At 71.9% G+C, this 22391-nt stretch carries 25 protein-coding genes; 5 read left to right on the forward strand and 20 right to left on the reverse strand.

The window, feature by feature from the left end; genetic code table 11:
* The 4 genes from ABD875_RS05785 to ABD875_RS05800 all read left to right on the forward strand — a co-directional run bounded on the left by ABD875_RS05785 (nucleotide 1) and on the right by ABD875_RS05800 (nucleotide 5058).
* Complete coding sequence (locus ABD875_RS05785) at nucleotides 1-1242, forward strand: YeeE/YedE family protein (protein WP_345172135.1); 1242 nt, start codon at nucleotides 1-3, stop codon at nucleotides 1240-1242.
* Nucleotides 1243-1452: 210 nt separating this feature from the next.
* Nucleotides 1453-2331: a serine protein kinase RIO gene (locus ABD875_RS05790; RefSeq protein WP_345172137.1), complete on the forward strand. Its 879-nt coding sequence runs from the start codon at nucleotides 1453-1455 to the stop codon at nucleotides 2329-2331.
* 27 nt (nucleotides 2332-2358) lie between these two features.
* The gene (locus tag ABD875_RS05795) at nucleotides 2359-3441 is read left to right on the forward strand and encodes an LOG family protein (protein WP_345172139.1); all 1083 of its coding nucleotides are present in this window, start codon (nucleotides 2359-2361) and stop codon (nucleotides 3439-3441) included.
* A 27-nt stretch (nucleotides 3442-3468) separates the two neighbouring features.
* A complete protein-coding gene (locus ABD875_RS05800) occupies nucleotides 3469-5058 on the forward strand; it encodes a TIGR03767 family metallophosphoesterase (RefSeq protein ID WP_345172141.1) in 1590 nt (529 codons plus the stop codon).
* Nucleotides 5059-5068: 10 nt separating this feature from the next.
* Here ABD875_RS05800 and ABD875_RS05805 read toward each other — a convergent pair whose 3' ends face one another.
* The 8 genes from ABD875_RS05805 to rpsB form a co-directional block, all read right to left on the reverse strand.
* Nucleotides 5069-6202 carry a glycosyltransferase family 4 protein gene (locus ABD875_RS05805; protein ID WP_345172143.1) on the reverse strand — a complete coding sequence of 378 codons (1134 nt, stop codon included), beginning with the start codon at nucleotides 6200-6202 and terminating at the stop codon, nucleotides 5069-5071.
* Between the two features lie 70 nt (nucleotides 6203-6272).
* Nucleotides 6273-7400, reverse strand: coding sequence for a dual-specificity RNA methyltransferase RlmN (gene rlmN / locus ABD875_RS05810; RefSeq protein WP_345172145.1), 1128 nt, complete (start codon nucleotides 7398-7400; stop codon nucleotides 6273-6275).
* Nucleotides 7401-7436: 36 nt separating this feature from the next.
* Entirely contained in the window at nucleotides 7437-7802 is a 366-nt protein-coding gene (locus tag ABD875_RS05815; protein ID WP_345172147.1) for a hypothetical protein, read from the reverse strand.
* Between the two features lie 45 nt (nucleotides 7803-7847).
* Nucleotides 7848-8729, reverse strand: coding sequence for a phosphatidate cytidylyltransferase (locus ABD875_RS05820; RefSeq protein ID WP_345172149.1), 882 nt, complete (start codon nucleotides 8727-8729; stop codon nucleotides 7848-7850).
* Nucleotides 8730-8744: 15 nt separating this feature from the next.
* Complete coding sequence (frr, locus tag ABD875_RS05825) at nucleotides 8745-9299, reverse strand: ribosome recycling factor (protein WP_345172693.1); 555 nt, start codon at nucleotides 9297-9299, stop codon at nucleotides 8745-8747.
* Nucleotides 9300-9344: 45 nt separating this feature from the next.
* Entirely contained in the window at nucleotides 9345-10058 is a 714-nt protein-coding gene (pyrH, locus tag ABD875_RS05830) for a UMP kinase (RefSeq protein ID WP_345172152.1), read from the reverse strand.
* A 130-nt stretch (nucleotides 10059-10188) separates the two neighbouring features.
* Entirely contained in the window at nucleotides 10189-10998 is an 810-nt protein-coding gene (tsf, locus tag ABD875_RS05835) for a translation elongation factor Ts (RefSeq protein WP_345172154.1), read from the reverse strand.
* Nucleotides 10999-11036: 38 nt separating this feature from the next.
* Nucleotides 11037-11945 (reverse strand): 30S ribosomal protein S2, encoded by a 909-nt coding sequence (gene rpsB, locus ABD875_RS05840; protein ID WP_345172156.1) that lies wholly within the window; start codon nucleotides 11943-11945, stop codon nucleotides 11037-11039.
* A 376-nt stretch (nucleotides 11946-12321) separates the two neighbouring features.
* Between rpsB and ABD875_RS05845 the strand changes: the two genes are divergently transcribed.
* Nucleotides 12322-13014 carry a M23 family metallopeptidase gene (locus ABD875_RS05845; RefSeq protein WP_345172158.1) on the forward strand — a complete coding sequence of 231 codons (693 nt, stop codon included), beginning with the start codon at nucleotides 12322-12324 and terminating at the stop codon, nucleotides 13012-13014.
* Here ABD875_RS05845 and ABD875_RS05850 read toward each other — a convergent pair.
* The 12 genes from ABD875_RS05850 to rimM all read right to left on the reverse strand — a co-directional run bounded on the left by ABD875_RS05850 (nucleotide 12898) and on the right by rimM (nucleotide 22342).
* The gene (locus ABD875_RS05850; protein WP_345172160.1) at nucleotides 12898-13332 is read right to left on the reverse strand and encodes a GNAT family N-acetyltransferase; all 435 of its coding nucleotides are present in this window, start codon (nucleotides 13330-13332) and stop codon (nucleotides 12898-12900) included. The genes ABD875_RS05845 and ABD875_RS05850 overlap by 117 nt on opposite strands.
* Nucleotides 13325-14224, reverse strand: coding sequence for a tyrosine recombinase XerC (locus tag ABD875_RS05855; protein ID WP_345172695.1), 900 nt, complete (start codon nucleotides 14222-14224; stop codon nucleotides 13325-13327). Before ABD875_RS05855 ends, ABD875_RS05850 begins: the two co-directional genes overlap by 8 nt.
* Before the next feature lie 58 nt (nucleotides 14225-14282).
* Nucleotides 14283-15422 carry a DNA-processing protein DprA gene (dprA, locus tag ABD875_RS05860; protein ID WP_345172162.1) on the reverse strand — a complete coding sequence of 380 codons (1140 nt, stop codon included), beginning with the start codon at nucleotides 15420-15422 and terminating at the stop codon, nucleotides 14283-14285.
* Nucleotides 15419-17005, reverse strand: coding sequence for a YifB family Mg chelatase-like AAA ATPase (locus ABD875_RS05865; protein ID WP_345172164.1), 1587 nt, complete (start codon nucleotides 17003-17005; stop codon nucleotides 15419-15421). The genes dprA and ABD875_RS05865 overlap by 4 nt, the downstream gene beginning before the upstream one ends.
* Nucleotides 17005-17379, reverse strand: coding sequence for a YraN family protein (locus ABD875_RS05870; protein ID WP_345172166.1), 375 nt, complete (start codon nucleotides 17377-17379; stop codon nucleotides 17005-17007). The genes ABD875_RS05865 and ABD875_RS05870 overlap by 1 nt, the downstream gene beginning before the upstream one ends.
* Nucleotides 17380-17477: 98 nt before the next feature.
* On the reverse strand, nucleotides 17478-17786 hold the full coding sequence (locus ABD875_RS05875; RefSeq protein WP_243057278.1) for a DUF2469 domain-containing protein: 309 nt from the start codon (nucleotides 17784-17786) through the stop codon (nucleotides 17478-17480).
* Nucleotides 17787-17809: 23 nt separating this feature from the next.
* Entirely contained in the window at nucleotides 17810-18535 is a 726-nt protein-coding gene (gene lepB / locus ABD875_RS05880; protein ID WP_345172169.1) for a signal peptidase I, read from the reverse strand.
* A 9-nt stretch (nucleotides 18536-18544) separates the two neighbouring features.
* Nucleotides 18545-19237, reverse strand: a complete 693-nt coding sequence (locus tag ABD875_RS05885; protein WP_345172171.1) for a ribonuclease HII — start codon at nucleotides 19235-19237, stop codon at nucleotides 18545-18547.
* Between the two features lie 8 nt (nucleotides 19238-19245).
* Nucleotides 19246-20067 (reverse strand): signal peptidase I, encoded by an 822-nt coding sequence (gene lepB / locus ABD875_RS05890; RefSeq protein ID WP_345172173.1) that lies wholly within the window; start codon nucleotides 20065-20067, stop codon nucleotides 19246-19248.
* Nucleotides 20068-20103: 36 nt separating this feature from the next.
* Nucleotides 20104-20454, reverse strand: a complete 351-nt coding sequence (gene rplS / locus ABD875_RS05895; RefSeq protein ID WP_345172175.1) for a 50S ribosomal protein L19 — start codon at nucleotides 20452-20454, stop codon at nucleotides 20104-20106.
* A 191-nt stretch (nucleotides 20455-20645) separates the two neighbouring features.
* A complete protein-coding gene (gene trmD / locus ABD875_RS05900; RefSeq protein WP_345172177.1) occupies nucleotides 20646-21794 on the reverse strand; it encodes a tRNA (guanosine(37)-N1)-methyltransferase TrmD in 1149 nt (382 codons plus the stop codon).
* A gap of 2 nt (nucleotides 21795-21796) precedes the next feature.
* Nucleotides 21797-22342, reverse strand: a complete 546-nt coding sequence (gene rimM / locus ABD875_RS05905) for a ribosome maturation factor RimM (RefSeq protein ID WP_345172179.1) — start codon at nucleotides 22340-22342, stop codon at nucleotides 21797-21799.
* Between the last annotated feature and the right edge of the window lie 49 nt (nucleotides 22343-22391).

Raw genomic sequence — 22391 nt, forward strand, 5'->3', positions numbered from 1 at the left:
ATGTCCTCCACCGTCCGCTCCACCCGCAGACCGGCACCGCTCGCCGCCACCGAGCCACCCGCGCAAGCCGGCGTCGTCATCGCCGGGCTGGTCGCCGCGCTCGTCCTCGGCGGCTTCATCTTCACCAGGTCCGGCCAGGTCCCTGCCCTGCTGTTCGGCCTCGGGCTCGCGCTCGGCTTCGTGCTGTTCCACAGCCGCTTCGGCTTCACGTCGGCATGGCGGCAGCTGGTCGCCGTGCGCCAGGGCAAGGCGCTGCGCGCGCACATGCTGATGCTCGCGGTCGCCTGCACGCTGTTCGCGCCGATCCTGGCCAACGGCGTCGGCTTCCAGGACGTCGCGACGCTGCCGACCCTGGCGCCGATCGGGTACGGGCTGTTCGTCGGCTCGTTCCTGTTCGGGGTCGGGATGCAGCTCGGCGGCTCGTGCGCGTCGGGCACCCTGTTCGCGATCGGCAGCGGCCACACCGCGATCCTGCTGACGCTCGCCGGCTTCGTCGGCGGCGCGACGCTCGGCGCCTACCACTTCCCCTGGTGGATGGAGCTCCCGAGCCAGGAGCCGGTGTCGCTGACCGACTGGTTCGGCGGGTACGCCGGCGCCTGGGTCGCCTCGCTCGTGCTGATGGCCGCGATCGTCGGGGCGACGTACCTCCTCGCCCGCAACCGCTCGGTCCCCGACCTCGAGCCGGCCCCGGTCGCGCACGGCGCGGCCCGCGCCGTCCGCGGCTCCTGGCCGCTGTGGGTCGGCGCGCTCCTGCTGGCCGGCCTCAACGCCGCGACGCTGTGGATCTCCGGCGGCGCGTGGGGCGTGACGTTCGCGTTCGCGCTGTGGGGATCGAAGATCCTCGACGCCGTCGGCGTGGACGTGATGTCGTGGGGCTTCTGGCAGGACCCGGCGAACCTCGCCAAGTACGACGCGGGCATCTGGGCCGAGAAGACCTCGGTCATGGACTTCGGCATCATCATCGGCGCCCTGATCGCCTCGGCCGCGGCCGGCGCGTTCGTCCTGCACCGGCGGGTCCCGCTGCGGCTCGGGGCCGGCGCGGTGGTCGGCGGGCTGCTGATGGGCTACGGCGCGCGCATCGCGTTCGGCTGCAACATCGGCGCCTACTTCAGCGGCATCGCGTCGTTCAGCCTGCACGGCTGGCTGTGGGGCGTGATGGCGATCGTGGGCACCTACGTCGGCCTGGCCTTCCGGCCGCTGCTGGGGCTGCGGAACCCGCAGCCGTCGGACTCCGTCTGCTAGCGCCGCCCCTGACGGACGGCCCGCCCGGGTGCACCCCCTGGGCGGGCCGTTCTCTTATTCGGTTGCGGCGGTTCCGCGCGACCCTCCACACTTGCCCACAGTCGTCCGGTGAGTGCCGGGTGCCCGACCGAGAGGAGCGTGACATGTCCATGACTGTCGTTGGCCTGTCCGCAGACCACACCCCTCTCACCTCATGGAGCACCTCCACCGATGTCTCACGACTTCACCTCGCACGACTTCTCTGATCACGACGCTGCCGAGCTCGACCCCGCCTTCGTCTTCGACTTCCAGGCGTACGACGACCTCGGCGACGGCCAGCGCTGGAGCACCTGGCTCGACGTCGAGCCGCTCAGCCGCGGCCCGGAGCCCCGCCCCGACTGGGTGGTGACCTCCCAGGCGGCGGTCGACACCGAGCTCGGCATCCTCAAGACCGGCAAGGAGGCCGACGCGTTCCTGCTCGAGCGCGCCGTCCCGGACAGCGACGCACGGGGCGAGTCCGTCGTCATGGTCGCCAAGCGCTACCGCAGGGCCGAGCACCGCACGTTCCACCGCGCCGCGTCGTACACCGAGGGCCGCAGCGTCAAGCGGTCCCGCGACGAGCGCGCCCTCAAGGCCAAGAGCACCTGGGGCAAGATCGTGGCCACCAGCGAGTGGGCGATCTCGGAGTGGACCGCGCTCAACCGCTGCTGGCAGCTGGGCCTCCCGGTCCCCTACCCCGTGCAGGTCGACGGGACGGAGATCCTCATGGAGTGGATCACCGACGACGAGGGCGAGAGCGCGCCGCGCCTGGCCCAGACCCGTCCCGACCCGGCGCTGCTCGCGTCGTACTTCGACCAGCTCCGCGAGTCGCTGGCCACGATGGTGGGCGCGGGGATCATCCACGGCGACCTGTCGGCGTACAACCTGCTCGCTGCCGGCGAGCGGCTGGTGATCATCGACCTGCCGCAGATCGTGGACCTGGCCGGGAACATGAACGCGCTGGACTTCCTGATGCGGGACTGCACGAACGTGTGCACCTGGTTCAGGGCGCGCGGCCTCGACGTCGACGAGCACGACCTGTTCGGCGATCTCATGGCGCACGCCTTCTGAGGTCCGGGTGACCTCTAGGCTCGGCGCGTGAAGCGCTCCCGTGGCCGTGTCGTCCAGGTCGAGTCCCTCGAGGAGCTCGACGGGCGGCTGGCCGCGGGGGCCAGCACGCTCCGGGGGTGGCGCGTCCGCGGCGTCGACCTGACCGAGCGCCACGACGCGCTCGCCCGGGTCTCGGTCGCCGGGGCGACGTTCCTCGGCTGCCGGTTCGCCGCCGGCGACGCCGACCGCATCCAGGCGGCCGGGGCGCTGGTGCTGGAGGTGCCGCCCGACCTCCCGATCGAGCCCCGTGCCGCGCTCTACGCGCCCGAGGAGCTGTACGACACCCCGCGGTACGCCGACTCGGCCGACGCGCTGGCCTACGCCTGGTCCCAGCGCCCGGGCGGCCGCGGCGCCGCGCTCGCCCGCGCACTGCACGACCACACCGTCGACCTCGCCCTCGAGTCGTGGGTCGCCGGGCGCAGCCTGGTGGGGGTGATGGGAGGGCACCGCCTCGACCGCGGGCACCCGGCCTACCTCGACACCGCCCTGCTCGGCGCCACCCTCGGCGCCCACCTCACCGTCGCCACCGGAGGCGGGCCGGGCGCGATGGAGGCGGCGAACCTCGGCGCCTGGATGGCGCAGCGCCCCGGCGACCTGCCCGAGGCGGTCTCGATGCTCGCCGCGGTGCCGACGTTCCGCCCGTCCATCGACGCGTGGGTGCGGACGGCGCTCGCCGTGCGCGAGCGCTTCCCCGGTGGCGCCGACTCGCTCGGCATCCCGACCTGGCACTACGGCCACGAGCCGCCGAACCCGTTCGCCACCGCGATCGCGAAGTACTTCCGCAACTCGACCCGCGAGGCGATCCTGCTGCAGGTCTGCGACGCCGGGATCGTCTTCCTCCCGGGCCACGGCGGGACGGTCCAGGAGATCTTCCAGGACGCGTGCGAGAACTACTACGCCGACGAGTCGTCGATCGCGCCGATGGTGCTGGTCGGCGCGTCGTACTGGACCGAGGAGCTGCCCGCGTGGCCGCTGCTGCAGCGGCTGGCGCGGGGCACGGCGATGGAGCAGCACGTGCATCTGGTCGACTCCGTAAAGGAAGCCGCGACACTCGTCATTTCGGGGACGTAAACGGCTGGCGAGACGTACGTTGACGCGGTGCAGATCTCGCGTCGTGACCTCATCCGCTCCTCCGCCGCTGTCGGCGCCGTCGCCGCACTCGGCAGCCTGGGCAACGGGCTGTCCGCCCAGGCCGTCACCGGCCATGCGGGCCGCGCCATCACCACGGCCCGCGTCCTGGGCAAGGGCGAGCCCGGTCCCGGTGGCTACCGGCCGATCGTCGAGCTGCCCGGCGAGAAGCACGTCGTCCGCACCGGCCTGGGCGCCGGGGCGAAGCGGGGGCGGGCCGACCGCCGCAAGCCGCTGCTCGCGTTCGTCCAGCTGAGCGACGTCCACATGATCGACGTCCAGTCGCCGATGCGCTTCGAGCACGGCGACGCGGTCAGCAGCAGCGCCTGGCGTCCGCAGGAGATCTTCTGCGGTCACGTCGCGGACGCGATGGTGCGGGAGATCAACGCGATCGGCACCGGCCCGGTGACGGGCGCGCCCCTGGCGTTCGCCGTGCAGACCGGCGACAACTCCGACACCACGCAGCTCAACGAGATCCGCTGGAACATCGACGTCCTCGACGGCGGCACGGTCCGCATCGACTCGGGCGACCTCACGAAGTACGAGGGCGTCATGGACCAGGACCCGGCGACGTACCACGCGATGTACTGGCACCCGGACGGTACGCCCGACGGCAAGGAGATCGACCAGGCCCGCGGCACCTATGGCTTCCCGGAGGTCCCCGGGCTGCTCGACGCGGTCCGCCAGCCGTTCGAGGCCGAGGGGCTCTCGATGCCGTGGTACGCCGTGATGGGCAACCACGACGGGCTCATCCAGGGCAACTGGCCGGTCACCGGGGCCTACCAGGCGCAGGCGACCGGCAGCGTCAAGAAGTTCAAGGCCGGCAACATCATCGTGGACCGCACCGTGACCGCCGACCCCGACCGCCGGCTCCTGGAGCGCGACGAGTGGATCGCCGAGCACTTCACGACCACCGGCGCCCCGGTCGGCCACGGCTTCACCGCGGAGAACCAGGCCAAGAAGACCGCGTACTACTCCTTCGACCGCGGAAAGGTCCGGTTCGTGGTCCTCGACACCGTCGCGGAGTTCGGCGACAAGGGCTACCTGTCGAAGATGCAGTTCACCTGGCTCAAGAAGCTGCTGGAGAAGAGCCGCAACAAGCTGGTCGTGCTGGCCAGCCACCACCCGCTCGCGTCGTGGGAGGACACCGCGATGCGGTCCCAGCTGACCACGCTGCTGGTCGGCTCCCCGAACGTCATCGCGTGGGTCAACGGCCACACCCACCGCAACCAGATCTGGGCGCACCCCCGCAAGAAGAGCGGCAAGGTCGTCGGTGGGTTCTGGGAGATCAACACCGCGTCGCACATCGACTGGCCGCAGCAGTCCCGCCTGCTCGAGATCACCGACAACAAGGACGGCACGCTCTCGATCTTCACCACGATGGTCGACCACGGCGGCTCGCTCACGTTCAACGGCGACCTCACCGACCCGCTCCAGCTCGCCGGCCTGTCCCGCGAGATCGGGGCGAACGACTGGCAGGAGCGCGAGGACGGCCGCGAGGGCCCGCGGAACGCCCGGAACGTCGAGCTGCTGCTCAAGGCGCCCGCGTTCCTGCGCTGAGCCGCCGGGCTCAGGCGGCGTCTCGCCGCCAGCCGTGGCGCGCACCGATGACGTCGCGGTAGTGGTCGACGAGCCGCGCGTTGACGCCCGCCCACGAGCGGTCCGCGACGCTGCGCCGGGCGGCGAGCCCCATCCGGCGCCGGTACAGGTGGTCGGTGGCGAGCCGGTCGACGTACGCCGCCAGCTGCTCGCGGCTGCCCGGTTCGTACAGCAACCCGGCGGTGCCGTCCGCGACCACGTCGACCGGGCCACCGGAGCGGGGCGCGACCACCGGCACGCCGGACGCGAGCGCCTCCTGGGCTGACTGGCAGTAGGTCTCGTGCCGGCCGGTGTGGACGAACACGTCGAGCGAGGCGTAGGCGCGGCCGAGCTCCTCGCCGTGCAGCACCCCGAGGAACGCCGCGCCGGGGAGCAGCGCACGCAGCCGCTTCTCCTCCGGGCCCCCGCCGACGACCACCAGCGCGTAGCGGCGGTCGTCGGCGAGGCAGGTGAGCAGCTCGAGCTCCTTCTCGGGGGCGAGCCGGCCGACGTACCCGACCAGCAGCCTCCCGTCCGGGGCGAGCTGCCGGCGCAGGTCGGTGCAGCGGCGCACCGGGTGGAACTGCTGGAGGTCCACGCCGCGCGGCCACAGGGCCGTGCCCGGGACGCCGAGCTCCTCGAGCTGGCGCAGGCTCGCCGACGACGGCGCGAGGGTGCGGTCCACGCCGACGTGGATGCGTCGGGTCAGCGCCGACATCGCGCGCACTCCCCCGGCGATGCCGTAGCGCTCGGCGAACCCGATCAGGTCGGTCTGGTAGATCGCGACGGTGGGGATGCCGAGGTCGGCAGCCGCGTGCGCCGCCTGGTAGCCGAGCGTGGCCGGCGAGGCGACGTGCACGACGTCAGGCCGGAAGCGGAGCATCACCGCGCGCAGCCGGGCCCGGGTCTCGAGCCCGATCCGGAAGTCCCGGTAGAACGGCAGCGCCGCGCCCCGGGCGCGGGTGACGGGGAACCCGGCGTACGTCGGCGGTCCCGTCGGCGCCACGAGCTCGGCGTCGTGGCCGGTGGCGGCGAGGTGGTCGAGGACCCGGCGCACGGAGTTGGTGACGCCGTTGACCTGCGGCAGGAAGGACTCGGAGACGATCAGCACCCGGAGCTTGTCCACGACCTCCACGGTCGACAGCCGGTCCGAACAGGCGTCGATCGCGACGTGGCGCGGCGGTGAACGTCTCCTGCTACTCCGCAGCGGCCAGCTGCCCGCAGGCGCCGTCGATCTCCCGGCCACGGGTGTCGCGGACCGTGGTCGGGATGCCCTTGGCCTCGAGCCGGCGCACGAACTCACGCTCGTCGGCCGGGTCGGACGCGGTCCACTTCGAGCCCGGCGTCGGGTTGAGCGGGATCAGGTTGGCGTGCACCCAGCCCCAGTCGCCGTACGACTGCAGCACGTCACCGAGCAGGTCGGCACGCCAGGCCTGGTCGTTGATGCCGCGCATCATGGCGTACTCGATCGAGACCCGGCGCTTGGTCTTCTGCGCGTAGTTCCACGCCGCGGCCACGGTCTCCTCGACCGAGAAGCGGGTGTTGATCGGCACCAGCTCGTTGCGCAGCTCGTCGTCCGGCGCGTGCAGGCTGAGCGCGAGGGTGACGGGGATCCCCTCCTCGGCGAGCTGCAGCATCCGCGGCACGAGTCCGACCGTGGAGACCGTGACGCCGCGCGCACTCATGCCGAGGCCGTCCGGAGCAGGGTCGGTCAGGCGGCGTACGGCGCCGATCACGGCCCTGTAGTTGGCCAGCGGCTCGCCCATACCCATGAACACGACGTTCGAGACGCGGGCCGGGCCACCGGGCACCTCGCCGCGGGCCAGCGCCCGGGCGCCGGCGACGACCTGCTCCACGATCTCCGCCGTCGACATGTTGCGCTGGAGCCCGCCCTGACCGGTCGCGCAGAACGGGCAGGCCATGCCGCAGCCGGCCTGGCTCGAGACGCACATCGTGGCGCGGTCGGGGTAGCGCATCAGCACGGACTCGACCAGGGCGCCGTCGAAGAGCTTCCACAGCGTCTTGCGGGTGGTGCCGCGGTCGGCCTCCATCACCCGCAGCGGCGCCATCAGGTCCGGCAGCAGCGCGGCCACGAGCTCGTCGCGCTGGCCGGCCGGCAGGTCGGTCATCTCCGCCGGGTCGTCGACCAACCGGGCGAAGTAGTGGTTCGAGAGCTGCTTGGCGCGGAAGCCGGGGAGCCCCAGCTCCTTCAGCCGCTCGACGCGCGCGTCGAGGTCGAGGTCGGCGAGGTGCGGCGGCGGCTTCTTGCGGCCGCGCGGCTCGTCGAAGACCAGGGGGAGGTTGGTGCGCTCAGACTCGGACATCAGACGACGATCATCCCATCCGCAGGCGCGGTAGCCCTAACTCTGGTAGGTGACCATGTACCAGAGCACGAGCCCGGCCACGCCGAGCACCACCAGCGCCGTCGTGAACAGCCCGATCAGCATGTAGAGGCCGAACCGCCGCGTCCTCGGCACGATCACCAGCCCGATCGGCACCGCGAGGGTGAGCAGCACCAGCGGGAACAGCTCCTCGGCGCGGTCGTACTCGAAGATCCAGCCCAGGGTCGCGGCGAACAGGCCCGGGACGACGATCACGAACGCCAGCCCCGTGAAGAAGCCGGTGAGCGCCGTGAACGTCGGGTGGTCGCGGTGCCACCAGTCCGGCTGGCGCTCGGCGTCCTCCGCGGGCGCCTCGCCCTCGTGGTGGTGCTGATCGGTCGACATCGACTCGATGCTACGACGCGGGCGGCGTGGGCCCGGGCAGGCGCGTCAGCTGAAGACCAGGTAGTGCAGCACGAGCCAGATCGGGGCGACCGTCGCGAGCAGCGAGTCGAGGCGGTCCATCAGGCCGCCGTGGCCGGGGATCACGTTGCTCATGTCCTTGATGCCGAGGTCCCGCTTGATCACGGACTCACACAGGTCGCCCAGGGTCGCCATGACGACCGCGATCGCGCCGAGCAGGAGCCCGACCCACCAGTCCCCGTCGAGCAGGAACACGACCAGCGCCCAGCCGGCGACGAGGCAGAACACCGCGGACCCCGCGAAGCCCTCCCAGGACTTCTTGGGCGAGATCACCGGCGCCATCGGGTGCTTGCCGAACAGCACACCGGCGACGTACCCACCGGTGTCCGACGCCACCGTGATGGCGATGAACGTGATGATCCCCTGCACGCCGGGGTCGTTGAGACCGCCGCCGTTCGGCCCCTCGCCTTCGGCCAGCAGGAGCGCGACGAACGACCCGAGGAACGGGACGTAGATGAGGCTGAACACCGCGGCCGTCGAGTTCTGGACGTACCCGTCGACGCCGCGCCGCAGCAGCCAGAGCATGGTGATCAGCGCCGTGACCGCGGTGGCGGTGACCAGCGCTGGCGCCCCCCAGAAGTAGGCGACCACGACCATGACGACGCCGCCGAGCATGAGGGGCTGCTCGGGGATGTCGATGTCCTTGGCGAGCAGGCCGCGGTGCAGCTCCCAGATCGCGACCACCACGGCGATCGCGACGATCACCATGAAGGCGGTCTTCCAGAACAGCAGGGAGAGCACGATCGCGGCGACCAGCACGACGGCCGAGCCGATCGCGGCAGGCAGGTCACGACCGGCGCGGCCGTGGTCCTTCAGCGGCGGGACCGCGGGCGCAGGGGATGCGTTCATCGGGGATTCCGGTGCTCAGACCTCGAGCAGCTCGGACTCCTTGTGCTTCAGCATCTCGTCGATCGTGTCGGTGTGCTTCTTGGTGAGGCCGTCGAGGCGCTTCTCGGCACCGGTGACGTCGTCCTTGCCGACCTCGCCGTCCTTCTCGAGCTTCTCGAGGTGCTGCTTGGCCGTACGGCGCACGTTGCGCACCGCGACGCGGCCGTCCTCCGCCTTGGCCTTGGCGACCTTGATGTACTCCTTGCGGCGCTCCTCGGTGAGCTCGGGGAACACGCAGCGCAGCGACTTGCCGTCGTTGGACGGGTTCACGCCGAGGTCGGAGTCGCGGATGGCGCGCTCGATGTTGCCGATCGCGCTGATGTCGAACGGCGCGATGATGATGATGCGCGGCTCGGGCGAGGTGAACGACGCGAGCTGCTGCAGCGGGGTCGGCGTGCCGTAGTACTCGACGACGATCTTGTTGAACATGCTCGGCTGGGCCCGACCGGCACGGATCGCCGCGAACTCCTCGCGAGTCGCCTCGACCGACTTGTCCATCTTGCCGTCGGCCTCGTTGAGGATGTCGTTGATCACGGGTGCTCCTTGGTGCGTTGCTGGTGGGGGCTCGTGCGCCGGTCAGCCGGCGCTGACGAGCGTGCCAATCTTCTCACCCTGCACGACCCGCAGGATGTTGCCCTCCGGCTCCATGCCGAAGACGACCATGGGCAGCTTGTTCTCGCCGCACAGCGCGAACGCCGTCTGGTCCATGATCCGCAGGCCGCGCGAGATCGCCTCGTCGTAGGTGAGCTCGTCGAACTTCGTCGCGGTCGGGTCGAGGTGCGGGTCGGCGGTGTAGACGCCGTCGACGCCGCTCTTGGCCACCAGGACCACGTCGCACTTGCTCTCCAGCGCCCGCTGGACGGCGACGGTGTCGGTGGAGAAGAACGGCATGCCCATGCCGGCGCCGAAGATCACGACTCGGCCCTTCTCCATGTGTCGGATGGCGCGCCGCGGGATGTACGGCTCGGCGACCTGGCCCATCGTGATCGCGGTCTGCACCCGCGTCTCGACGCCCAGCTTCTCGAGGAAGTCCTGGAGCGCCAGGCAGTTCATGACGATGCCCAGCATGCCCATGTAGTCGGCGCGCACGCGGTCCATGCCGCGCTGCTGCAGCTCGGCGCCGCGGAAGAAGTTGCCACCGCCGGTCACGACCGCGATCTGCACACCCGCCCGGGACACCGCCGCGATCTCGCGCGCCACGGTCTGGACGACGTCGGGGTCGACTCCGACCTTGCCGCCGCCGAACACCTCTCCGGAGAGCTTGAGCAGAACTCGCTTGTAACCGGTCACGGGCGGCTCCTTCGTACGTCGTGGAACTGGGCGTCCGCCCGGAGGCGGAGATGCGAGAAGGCCGGTCCGATGATCAGGTCTGCTGTCATCGAACCGGCCTCCTCGTGTGGTCTGGCTAGAACCTATCTGGTCAGGCGCCGACCTCGAAGCGGGCGAAGCGCGTCACCGAGGTGTTCGCGGCGTCGAGCACCTGCTTGACCGACTTCTTGGCCTCGAAGACCGACTCCTGGTCGAGCAGGACGATCTCCTTGAAGAAGGCGTTGATGCGACCCTCGACGATCTTGGCGACCGCAGCCTCGGGCTTGCCCTCCTCGAGCGTCTTCTTGGTCAGCACGTCCTTCTCGGCCTCGACGACGTCGGCCGGGACCTGGTCGCTGGTGAGGAACTGCGCCTTGAGCGCGGCGGCCTGCTGGGCGGCCTGCTTCGCGGCGGCCTCGTCACCCTCGAACTCGACGAGCACGCCGAGGGTCGGGGGCAGGTCGGACGCCTTCTTGTGGAGGTACACCGTGGTGTTGCCCTCGAAGTAGGCGACCTCGCCGAGCTCGATCTTCTCGCCGATGGTGCGGGCGAGCTCGTCGACGGTCTCGCCGACGGTCTTGTCGCCCAGCGAGACGGCCTTGAGGGCCTCGGCGTCGCCGGCCTTGTTGGCGTCGGCGGCGTCCGCGATCTGCTGCGCGGCCGCGATGAACGCCTCGTTCTTGGCGACGAAGTCGGTCTCGGCCTTGAGGCTGATCAGGGCGTTGCCGGAGGCAGCGACCAGACCGGCCGAGGCCTCGCGCTCCGCGGCCCGGGCGGCGGCCTTGGCCGCACCCTTCACGCGGAGCAGCTCGACTGCCTTGTCGAAGTCGCCGTCGGTCTCGTCGAGCGCCTTCTTGCAGTCCATCATGCCGGCCTGGGTCAGCTCACGGAGCTTCTTGACGTCGGCTGCGGTGTAAGCCATGTGGGTTCCTTCTCAGGTACGTCGGTGTGCGGAGTCGGTCAGGCCTGCGGCTCGGCGGCCTCGACCGCCTCAGCGGCCTCGGCGGCCTCGGTGGAAGCGCCGGTCGCCTCGGCGGCCGGGGCCTCCTCCGCGGCGACGTCGCCACCGGTCGCCTCGACGGCGGCCTTCTCAGCGTCGCCACCCAGGAGCTCGCGCTCCCACTCGGGCAGCGGCTCCTCGGCGCCCACGGCCTCGGTGCCCTCGGACGGCTTCGCGCCCGAGCGGGCGATGAGGCCCTCGGCGACGGCGTCGGCGACCACGCGGGTCAGCAGGCCGACCGCGCGGATCGCGTCGTCGTTGCCCGGGATCGGGAAGTCGACGAGGTCCGGGTCGCAGTTGGAGTCCAGGATGCCGATGATCGGGATGCGCAGCTTGCGCGCCTCCTCGACGGCGAGGTGCTCCTTGTTCGTGTCGACGATCCAGACCGCGGACGGCGTCCGGGTCATCTCGCGGATACCGCCGAGCGACTTGTTCAGCTTGTCCCGCTCGCGGCGCATCTGCAGCAGCTCCTTCTTGGTGCGGCTGCTGCCGGCGACGTCGTCGAAGTCGATCTCGTCGAGCTCCTTGAGGCGGTTGATCCGCTGGTGCACCGTCTGGAAGTTCGTGAGCATGCCACCGAGCCAGCGCTGGTTGACGTACGGCATGCCGACGCGGGTCGCCTGCTCGGCGATGGCCTCCTGGGCCTGCTTCTTCGTGCCGACGAACATGATCGTGCCGCCCTTGGCGACCGTCTCCTTGACGAAGGCGTACGAGCGGTCGATGTAGGCCAGCGACTGCTGCAGGTCGATGATGTAGATGCCGTTGCGCTCGGTCATGATGAAGCGCTTCATCTTCGGGTTCCAGCGACGGGTCTGGTGTCCGAAGTGCACGCCGCTCTCGAGAAGCTGGCGCATGGTGACGACTGCCATGTGAATCTCCTGTGTTCGAGCCCGCGCCCGTGCTGTCCTGCCTTGAACCAGGCCGGACCGGGTGGGACCCATCGGTGTTTACAGTTCTCGCTCCCGGCGGGTGCCGGTCGCCCTGACGTCTGCGCGCGGCCCGACCGGTTCCTGGATGCTGCTGGGAGCCGGACTGAGGGACGCGCCCGCGGGCGGTCGGGACCTCGGAGTTCCAGGGCCCGTCGCGGTCTGCGGACGTGCGAAGTCAACCCATGCGGGTTGCGGCGTCCAGAGTAGTCGACCGAGACGGCCCACGGCGAATCCACAGCCGCCGCTCCGACCCGGTCGTCCACAGGCTCGGACGGCTGCTCCCCCGATCGTCCTCGCTCGCGCGCAAGGTCGAGCCATGACCACCCGACTCGCCCTCCTCCTGAGCGTCCTCGTCGCGCTCCTCCTCCCGGCTGCGGCGCACGCCGCTGCGCCCGACCCGGTCGGCGTGTGGCCGCTGGCGCCCGAGCCGGAGGTCGTCACCGGCTTCGACCCGCCCGCGGACCCGTGGGGCGCCGGTCACCGCGGCGTCGACCTGCTCGGCTCCCCCGGCCAGCCAGTCCGCTCCGCGCTCCCCGGGACGATCAGCTGGGCCGGCGTGCTCGCCGGCCGCGGCGTCGTCGTGGTCGACCACGGCGACACCCGCACGACGTACGAACCGGTCGACGCCACCGTCACCCCCGGCACGTCGGTCGGCGCCGGCGACCGGATCGGGAGGTTGTCCACCGTCGGGTCCCACTGCCTGCCACGGTCGTGCCTGCACTGGGGCTGGATCGAGGGTGCGGAGACCTACCTCGACCCGCTCCGCCTGGTCGGCGCCGGGCCGGTGCGCCTGCTGCCGTTGTGGCGCGCGCAGCCGGTCACGGCGCGGGTGGCGCCGTCGTACCCCGGCTGGCAGCCCCTGGTGGCCGACCTGCGCGCTCGCAGCTGCGGCTCAGAGGTCCTTGCGCAGATGCACATCTGCGGCGTCCGGGGTCGGCACGCCCTCCCACCGCAGGATCTCCCGGTAGCCGTGCTTCTCGTAGAACCCCGGCGCCTGGAAGGTGAATGACGTGACGAACACGTGGGTGCAGCCGCGGGCTCGCGCCTCGCCCTCGAACGACGCGAGCAGCCGGGAGCCGAGCCCGGCGCGCCGGGCGTCCTCGCGCACCCAGGTCATGCCGATCCCGGCGGCGACACCCCACGTCCAGCCGCTGAGCCCGGCCGCGAGCTCCCCGGACTCGTCGAGCACCTGCACGGTGAGCTCGCGAGCCGGGGCCAGGCCGGGGGTGGCGGCGGCATTGACCCGGTCCAGCTCGTCGGAGAGGCGCTGGTCGAGCTCGGGCAGGCCGTCGGCGACGACGGTGCGGTACTCCCCCGGCTCAGGCACGCGGGTGCGCCTGCTGGTAGGCCCGCCGCAGGCGGTCGGTGGTGACGTGGGTGTAGAGCTGCGTGGTCGCGAGCGAGGCGTGACCGAGCAGCTCCTGGACCGAGCGGAGGTCGGCGCCACCCTCGAGCAGGTGCGTGGCCGCCGTGTGCCGCAGCCCGTGCGGTCCGATGTCGGGCGCGCCCGGGACCTCCGCGATCCGGCGGTGCACCATCTCGCGGACCGCCCGCTGGTCGATGCGCTTGCCGCGCGCGCCCAGGAACAGCGCGGGGCCGCTGCCCTCGACGACCAGGAGCGGGCGGGCGTGCTTGAGCCAGAAGTCGACCGCGCGGGCAGCCGGGCGGCCGAACGGCACGGTCCGCTCCTTGCGACCCTTGCCGAACACGCGCACCACGTTGCGCTCGCGGTCCAGGTCGTCGATGTCCAGGCCGGCCAGCTCGCCGACCCGGATGCCGGTGGCGTACAGCAGCTCGAGCATCGCCACGTCGCGCAGCCCGACCGGGCTGCCGTCGTCGGCGGCCTCGGTCGCCGCCCGGATCAGATCGCTGGCCTCGTCGGCCCGCAGCACCGGCGGGAGGGTCTTGTGCGCCTTCGGCGAGCCGAGGCTGGCACCGGCATCGGTCGGCGCACGGCCGGTCCGCGCGAGCCACGCGGTGAACACCCGCGCGGCGGTGGCCCGCCGGGCGATCGTGGTCCGGGACTTGCCGAGCGTCTGCTGCTTGGCCAGCCAGCTGCGCAGGGTCCGCAGGTCGAGCTCGGCGACGTCGCCGAGACCGAGCCGGGCGGCGTGGTCGAGCAGGCCGCAGACGTCCGCGACGTAGGCCCGGACGGTGTGGGCGGTGAGGTCGCGCTCGACGGCGAGGTGCCGCTCGTACTCCCCCAGCACCCGCGCCATCGGCTCGGGCAGCGCGTCGGCGTCGGTCACCCCTGGAGTCTAGGAACCATCGGCCTCCTCACTCCTGAGCCCGCGCGGCGAGCCGCCACCGCGTCTGGTCACCCTCGACCAGCCCGAGACCGGCCAGCCGCTCCAGCTCGTCGCGCACCAGGGCGACCCCGAGGCCGGCGGTGCGCGCGATCGAGGAGACGGTGGCCGCCGTGGCGACCGGGACGGCGTCGAGCACCTGCTGCTGGCGGGTGCTGAGGCGGTCGCGGGAGCGGGCCCGGCCGCGTGGCTCGGTCACCAGGTGCTCTCCCGCCGCCCCGACCGCCTCGAGCACGTCCGCGCCCGAGGTGACCAGCGTCGCCGCACCGGAGCGGATCAGCTGGTGCACCCCTTGCGATGGCGCGCTGGTGACCGGCCCGGGGACGCCGAGCAGCGGCCGGTTCAACCTGGTGGCCCAGTTGGCGGTGTTCAGCGCCCCGCTGCGCACGGCCGCCTCGACGACGACCGTGCCGGCGGTGAGCGCGGCGATCAGCCGGTTGCGGGCGAGGAAGCGCAGCCGGGTCGGGGCCCAGCCGGGCAGCGCCTCGGACACGACCGCGCCGTAGCCGCCGATGTGCTCGAGCAGCTGCCGGTGGGCCGCGGGATAGACCCGGTCCGCGCCGCACGCGAGCACCGCGACGGTCGCGCCTCCACCGGCCAGAGCTCCCCGGTGACCGGCCTGGTCGATGCCGAACGCGGCTCCCGAGACGACGGACCGGCCGGCCTCGGCGACCGTGGCGGCGATCTCGGCGGCGACGTCGGCGCCGTAGGTGGTCGCGGAGCGGGACCCGACCACCGCGACCGAGCCGGCGAGCTGGTCGAGGCGGACCGGCCCGCGCACCCACAGCCCGAGGGGGACGCCGCCGCGGCGCTGCAGGGGTGCGGCGACGGCCAGGTGGTCGAGCTGGGCCGGCCACTCCTCGTCGCCGGGCACCACGAACCGCATCCCGAGCCGCGCTGCGTCGGTCAGGGTGCGCTCGGGGTCGGTCGCGGAGCGCCGGGCCTCGGGGTCGGTCTGGAGGTCGGCGACGTCGTGGTCGCCGAGCAGCCGGTCGTGGACGGTGAGGGCGCCGAGCTGCGTCACCAGGTCCAGCAGCCGGGGGTCGCCGGGCTCCCCGATCGCCGAGAGCGCGACCCGCGCCAGCCGGTCGTCGTTGGCCGTGGTGCTCATCCCACGCGCTCCAGCATCGCGAGCAGCAGCGGGTCGCCGGTGCGCAGCCGCAGCGCGGTGTCCACCTCGTCGAGCCCGGGCCGGTCGAGGCGACGCAGGTCGGCGACCGTCCAGGCGAGCCGGTGCACGCGGGTCGCGCCGCGACGGCTCAGCCTGCCGTCGTAGAGCTGGTCGTCGACGGCCTGCTGCCCAGCCTTCGTCAGCGGCCACCGGTCCCGCAGCACCGGGCCAGGTGCGTGTCCGTTGAGCCGCCAGCTGTCCGCGGCGTACCGCTCGGCCTGGCGCGCCCGGGCCGCCTCGACGCGCCGGCGCACGACCGCCGACGACTCGGCGGGCTCGAGGTCGGCAGGCCCCGCGTGCTTCCGCAACGGCGGCAGGTGCCGGACGATGTCGACCCGGTCGGCGACCGGGCCGGCGACCTTGTTGCGGTAGTCGCGGCGCTGGACCTCCCGGCAGGTGCACCGGTTGACCCGGACGTCGCCGGAGTAGTCGCCGCACGGGCACGGGTTGGCGGCGAGCACGACCATCCCGCGCGCGGGCAGCGTCACCGACTCGTCGCGGCGGGCGATCGTGACGTCGCCGTTCTCGAGCGGCTGCCGCAGCGCCTCGATCACGTCGGAGCGGAACAGCGGGAACTCGTCGAGGAACAGCACCCCGGTGTGCGCCTTGCTGACCTCGCCCGGGCGCACGACGCCGGACCCGCCGCCGATCAGGCTGGCCTTGCTCGCGTCGTGGTGGGGTGCCGAGAACGGCGGCCGGGTCGGGAAGCCGGCCTCGGGGTCGAGCGTGCCGGCCAGCGAGTGGATCGCGCTCAGCTCGACCGACTCGTCGGGGCTGAGGTCGGGCAGGATCCCCTGGATCCGCTCGACCAGGCTGGTCTTCCCGCAGCCCTTGGGCCCGGACAGCATCAGGTGGTGCCCGCCGGCGGCCGCGACCTCGACGGCGTACCGCGCGTCGGAGATGCCGAGCAGGTCGGCGAGATCGAGCTCGTCGAGGCGCTCCTGACCGCGCCACGCCAGCAGCCGGGCACCGGACGCCGGCGCGACCGGCGGCGCGTCCGGGACCTCCTCGTCGCGCAGCACCGCGACCACCTGGCCGAGGGAACGCACGCCGATCACGCTCATGTCCGCGACCATCGCGGCCTCGGCGGCCTGGGGCTCGGGCACGAACACCGCCCGGACCCCGCGCTCGGCCGCGGCCAGCACCATGGGCAGCACCCCGGTGACCGAGCGCAGGTTGCCGTCGAGGGTGAGCTCGCCGATGAACGCGGTCGCGGCGAGCCGGCTCGCCGGCACGGTCCCCGCAGCGGCGAGCACCGAGACCGCCACAGCGAGATCGAAGTGGGTGCCGTGCTTGAGCAGGTCGGCCGGCGAGAGCAGGATCGTGATCCGCCGGGTGGCCGGCCAGTCGAGGTGGCTGTTGATGATCGCCATCCGGCACCGGTCGCGCGCCTCCTGGATGGTGGTGTCGGCGCGGCCGACCATCGTCACGCCGACCTGGCCGGGTGAGACGTCGGTCTGGACGTCGATGAGGTGGCCGACGGCGCCGTGCAGGGAGACGGTGTGGGCGGTGGCGAAGGGCATCAGCCGATCCCCCGCACGTGATCGAGGATCGAGGCCCCGCGCCGCGGCCGGACGATCCCGACCATGTCGATGCGGATGTCGCGCACGGCGACCCCGCGGGCCTCGAGCCAGCGCGTGGCCAGCCGTCGCAGGCGGGCGACCTTGATGTCGGTGACCGCCTCGTGGGGTGTGCCGTAGCGCAGGCTGCTGCGGGTCTTCACCTCGCAGACGACGAGCACGTCGCCGTCGCGGAGCACCAGGTCGATCTCGCCCGCGTCGCAGCGCCAGTTGCGGTCGAGCACGACCATCCCCTGCTCGACCAGGTGCCGCGCGGCGAGCACCTCGCCGTAGGCACCCAGCGCCTGCTTGATCGCCGCCGTTGTCGTCTTCGCCATGCGACGAGCCTCGCCGGAGACGGGGACACGCCGGGCCGTCGCGTGGGTGCCGTGTGGAGAGCGGCGCCGGAAGGGGCGATGTGGACGGGAAGTGGCTGCTAGCCCTTGGGCAGGTCGATCTCCGCCGGGCTGAGCTCCTCGACGTTCACGTCCTTGAACGTCAGCACCTTCACGTTCTTCGCGAACCGGGCGGGGCGGTACATGTCCCAGACCCACGCATCGCTCATCGACACCTCGAAGAACACGTCGCCGGCCTCGGTGCGCGCCTTCACGTCGACCTGGTTGCACAGGTAGAACCGCCGGTCGGTCTCGACGACGTACTTGAAGATGCCGACGACGTCGCGGTACTCGCGATAGAGCGTCAGCTCCATCTCGGTCTCGTACTTCTCGAGGTCCTCCGCGCTCACGGTGCCGACTCTATCGGGCGCCGTCAGGACGCGTCGGGCACGTCCTCGAACGTGTCGGGTCGGTGCAGGAAGCCGAACCGCTCCCGGGGCCAGAGCAGCACGAACACCTTGCCGACGACCCCGTCGACGTCGACGAAGGGGTCGTCGGTGCAGTCGGTCTGGCCCTCGCACAGGTGGAAGCTCGAGTCGGCGGAGTGGTCGCGGTTGTCGCCCATCACGAAGAGGTGGCCGGCGGGGACGGGGCCGGCGGTCCAGTCGCACTCGCCGCCCTCGGGCATCGGCCCGAAGCAGCCGTTCTCGTCCGGCCGGGCGTACTCCTCCTCGTCCAGGGGCACGCCGTTCACCTCGATGCGGCCGTCGTCGTCGCAGCAGACGATCGTGTCCCCGGCGACGCCGATGACCCGCTTCACCAGGTGGCCACCCGAGGGATACAGGCCGACCTTCGTCAGCAGCCCGTACAAGCCGCCGGTCGTGCCGTCCTCCGCGGGCAGCCAGCCGCCCGGGTCCTCGAACACGACCACGTCGCCGCGCTCGGGACCGCCGAACCAGTACGACGGCTTCTGCACAAGGATCTTGTCGTCCTCGACCAGCCCCGGCTCCATCGACTCGGACGGGATGTAGAACGCCTGCACGAACAGCGCCTTGATGACGATCGCCAGCACCACCGCGATCACCAGCAGCAGCAGCGTCTCCTGCCAGAGCGGCAGGTGCTTCTTCGAGGCATCAGCCGCCGGCTCGTCCGTGCTCACGCGGTGAGCCTACGAGGCGACCGGGTCCACGGGCTCATCCGGGAGCGGCTCGAGCCCGGCGGCGCGTCGTACGTTCACGAACCGCATCCGGTGCACCGGCGACGGCCCGTGCTCGGTGAGCGCCGCGGCGTGCACGTCGGTGATGTAGCCCTTGTGCGTCTTGAAGTCGTACGCCGGCCACTGGGCGTCGAGGTCGTGCATGATCCGGTCCCGGGTGACCTTGGCGAGCACGGACGCGGCGGAGATGCACGCCGCGACCCGGTCACCCTTCCAGACCGCCAGCCCCGGGACGCCGAGGCCGTCGACCGGGAACCCGTCGGTCAGCACGTACGCCGGAGACAGGTCGAGCAGGGCCACGGCGCGGCGCAGTGCCTCGACGTTCGCCACGTGCATCCCGAGGCGGTCGCACTCCTCGTGCGAGACGACCACGACCGACCAGGCGAGTGCGCGCCTGACGATCTGGTCGTAGCAACGCTCGCGGGCCTTCTCGGTGAGCAGCTTCGAGTCGGCGAGCCCGGGGACGATGCCGGCCTTGCCCGCCGGCAGGATCGCGGCGCCCGCGACGAGGGGGCCGGCGCAGGCACCGCGGCCGGCCTCGTCGACGCCGGCGATCGGCTCGATCCCGTGCCGACGCAGGGCGCGCTCGTAGCCGTAGAGCCCGGCATCCTTCCGGACCGTCGCACCGCGGGGCAGTTCGCTCACGAGAGGGCCTACGACGCGTCGGAGACGTCCGCGAAGGTGTCGGGACGGTGGAGGAACGTGAACCGGTCGCTCGGCCAGAGCAGCACGAACACCTTGCCGACGACGTTGTCGGCGTCGACGAACGGGCTGTCGTTGCACGTGTCGGCGCCGTCGCACAGGTGCGCGCTCGAGTCGGCGGAGTTGTTGCGGTTGTCGCCCATGACGAACACGTGCCCCTCGGGCACCGGACCGGCGCTCCAGTCGCACTTGCCGCCCTCGGGCATCGGGCCATAGCAGCCCTTGCGGTCGGGGCGTGCGTAGTCCTCCTCGTTCAGAGGTACGCCGTTCACCTCGATGCGGCCCTGCTCGTCGCAGCACACGATGGTGTCGCCCTCGACGCCGATGACGCGCTTCACGAGGTGGCCGCCGGACGGGTAGAGCCCGATCTTCGACAGCAGGGAGGCGACCCCGCCCTCCGGGCCGGCCGACTCCGCGGCGTTGAGCCAGCCGCCCGGGTCCTTGAACACCACGACGTCGCCGCGCTCGGGGCTGCCGCCGAGCCAGTACGACACCTTCTGCACCAGGATCCGGTCGTTCTTGACCAGCCCGGGCTCCATCGACTGCGACGGGATGTAGAACGCCTGCACGAACAGCGCCTTGATGACGATCGCCAGCACCAGCGCGATCCCCAGCAGCAGGATCGTCTCCTGCCAGACCGGCAGGTGCTTCTTCTTCGCGGGCTTGCCCTCGGGCGCGTCCTGGGGAGTCGTCTGCCCCTCGACAGACGAAGACCGCGACACCGGCTCGTCGGGTTCAGCGACGGAAGTCGGGTCGCGGTCTTCGGAAGTCACGCGCAGAGATTAGCCTCGAAGGCTGAGAATTCCTTCTCAGAGCTCGCGGCGCTCCTTGATCTTCGCCTTCTTGCCGCGCAGGTTGCGCAGGTAGTAGAGCTTCGCGCGGCGGACGTCACCGCGGGTCACGACCTCGATCTGCTCGAAGATCGGGGAGTTGAGGGGGAAGGTCCGCTCGACACCGACGCCGAAGGAGATCTTCCGGACGGTGAAGCTACGACCGATGCCCGAGCCCTGGACGCGGATGACAACGCCCTGGAAGACCTGGACACGGGAGCGGTTGCCCTCGACGACCTTGACGTGGACCTTGACGGTGTCACCGGCGCGGAAGTCCGGGACGTCGTCGCGCTTGATGGCGTTGCCGAGCTCGGCAATGACGTTGCTCATTGTCTCTCCTCGCGAGTGCCACAGGTCAGCCGCGGTACGGGGAACTGGTTCAGTTGGATGGTCGAGCCTGGATGGCCGGCGGCGCCGGGCTCCCCCTGTGGCAGGAACCGGTGCGGACCCTTCGCGAACACGTCCCCGAAGCGATCCTTGTTTGGCCGGCTGGACCGAGGGTCAAGTCTGCCACAGCGGGATCAGGGGCGAGAAATCGTCTTGGTCATGCGCACGACGCCCGGCGCGATCTCTCCGCGGAGCCGGTAGCCGGCCTTCTTGTACATCCGCTGGTTGCGGGCGCTGCCCGCCCCGGTGAACAGCGCGTACGTCGACGCCTCGGTCGGCGCGAGCGCCTCGATCCGCTCGAGCAGGGCGCGGCCGAGCCCGCGGCCGGCGAGGTCCGGGGCGACCATCAGCCGGCCCACCTCCCAGGACTCGGCATCCAGCGAGGCGCGCACCGCGCCGACCAGCCGGCCGGCCGAGCGCGCGACCAGGACGGTGTCGTGCGCGATCCAGGCGCGCAGGTCGTCGAGGGTCTCGTGCAGCGCCGGGATCCGGACGCCCGGGTTGTCGTGCGCCTCCTGCACCCAGCAGGCGCGCTGCAGCACGAACAGCTCGCCCGCGTCGCCCGGCTGGACGGGCCGGATCTCGACGCCCTCGAGCGGCACCGACGGGTGCACGAGGTCGGGCCGGCGCTGGGCGGTACGGCGTACCGCCTGCTCACGCCGCCAGGCAGCGATCGCGCCGTGGTCGCCGGAGAGCAGCACCGGCGGCACGTCGTGGCCGCGCCAGGCGGCGGGCTTGGTGTAGACGGGGTACTCCAGCAGCCCGTCCTCGTGGGACTCCTCGACCAGCGACTCGGCGTTGCCCATGAAGCCGGGCACGAGCCGCACGACGGCCTCGGTGATCGCCAGCGCGGCGACCTCTCCCCCGTTGAGCACGTAGTCGCCGAGCGAGATCTCGCGGACCTCGGCGCGCGTGGCCGCCTCGTCGAGCACCCGCTGGTCGATGCCCTCGTAGCGCCCGCAGGCGAACACGATCCGCTCCCGCGAGGCGAGGTCGCGGGCGACCGCCTGGGTGAACGGCTGCCCGGACGGCGTCGTGAACACGACCGTCGCGCCCTCGATCCCGAGCTCGTCGAACGCCTCGCCCCACGGCTCCGGCTTCATGACCATGCCCGCGCCGCCGCCGTACGGCGTGTCGTCGACGGTGCGGTGCTTGTCGTGGGCCCACTGCCGCAGGTCGTGGACGCGGACGTCGATCAGGCCCTTCTCCCGGGCCTTGCCCGCGAGCGAGAGCTCGAGCGGGGCGAGGTACTCGGGGAAGATCGTGAGGACGTCGATGCGCATCGTCAGCCGTCCTCGGGCAGCGGGGTCACCAGACCGGGACGGTCGGCGACCACGACCCTGCCGCCGGCCACGTCGACCTCGGGGACGAGCGCCTTCACGAACGGCACCAGCGTGGCGCGGCCGTCGTTCGCCCGGATCGCCAGCAGGTCCTGCGCGCCGTGCACGAGGCCGGTGACCTCGCCGATGGCGGTGCCGTCGAGGTCGTACGCCGTCAGCCCCACCAGCTGGTGGTCGTAGAACTCGTCGGGGTCCTCGGGGGACTCGTCGGCCGGCACCGTGGCGTACAGCAGGATCCCGCGCGCGCCCTCGGCCGCGGTGCGGTCGGGGAGCTCCTCGAAGCGGGCGAGCAGAACGCCCGAGTGCCACCGCGTGCTCGCCACGGTGAGGGTCCGCAGCTTGGTCGCCGAGCCCTGGGGCGCCTCCACGACCAGCGTGGCGCCGGGCGCGAACCGGCGGTCCGGCTCGTCGGTGCGGACGTTGATCGTCACGTCACCGCGCAGCCCGTGGGCCTTGCCGATCCGGCCGACCAGGACGTCGATGGTCTCCACTAGTACCCCTCGTGAATGCAGAACGGGTGCCGCCCCCGGAGGGGCGACA

Origin of the sequence: Nocardioides caricicola, assembly GCF_039541135.1 — a bacterium.
GTDB lineage: Bacteria > Actinomycetota > Actinomycetes > Propionibacteriales > Nocardioidaceae > Nocardioides > Nocardioides caricicola.

Bases quoted from the DNA above. Each gene is read 5' to 3' on its own strand.
- ABD875_RS05785 (WP_345172135.1), top strand. From the start codon at position 1: ATGTCCTCCACCGTCCGCTCCACCCGCAGACCGGCACCGCTCGCCGCC.
- ABD875_RS05790 (WP_345172137.1), top strand. From the start codon at position 1,453: ATGTCTCACGACTTCACCTCGCACGACTTCTCTGATCACGACGCTGCC.
- rlmN (WP_345172145.1), bottom strand. From the start codon at position 7,400: ATGTCCGAGTCTGAGCGCACCAACCTCCCCCTGGTCTTCGACGAGCCG.
- ABD875_RS05815 (WP_345172147.1), bottom strand. From the start codon at position 7,802: ATGTCGACCGATCAGCACCACCACGAGGGCGAGGCGCCCGCGGAGGAC.
- ABD875_RS05820 (WP_345172149.1), bottom strand. From the start codon at position 8,729: ATGAACGCATCCCCTGCGCCCGCGGTCCCGCCGCTGAAGGACCACGGC.
- tsf (WP_345172154.1), bottom strand. From the start codon at position 10,998: ATGGCTTACACCGCAGCCGACGTCAAGAAGCTCCGTGAGCTGACCCAG.
- rpsB (WP_345172156.1), bottom strand. From the start codon at position 11,945: ATGGCAGTCGTCACCATGCGCCAGCTTCTCGAGAGCGGCGTGCACTTC.
- ABD875_RS05845 (WP_345172158.1), top strand. From the start codon at position 12,322: ATGACCACCCGACTCGCCCTCCTCCTGAGCGTCCTCGTCGCGCTCCTC.
- ABD875_RS05855 (WP_345172695.1), bottom strand. From the start codon at position 14,224: ATGGCGCGGGTGCTGGGGGAGTACGAGCGGCACCTCGCCGTCGAGCGC.
- dprA (WP_345172162.1), bottom strand. From the start codon at position 15,422: ATGAGCACCACGGCCAACGACGACCGGCTGGCGCGGGTCGCGCTCTCG.
- ABD875_RS05865 (WP_345172164.1), bottom strand. From the start codon at position 17,005: ATGCCCTTCGCCACCGCCCACACCGTCTCCCTGCACGGCGCCGTCGGC.
- ABD875_RS05870 (WP_345172166.1), bottom strand. From the start codon at position 17,379: ATGGCGAAGACGACAACGGCGGCGATCAAGCAGGCGCTGGGTGCCTAC.
- rplS (WP_345172175.1), bottom strand. From the start codon at position 20,454: ATGAGCAACGTCATTGCCGAGCTCGGCAACGCCATCAAGCGCGACGAC.
- trmD (WP_345172177.1), bottom strand. From the start codon at position 21,794: ATGCGCATCGACGTCCTCACGATCTTCCCCGAGTACCTCGCCCCGCTC.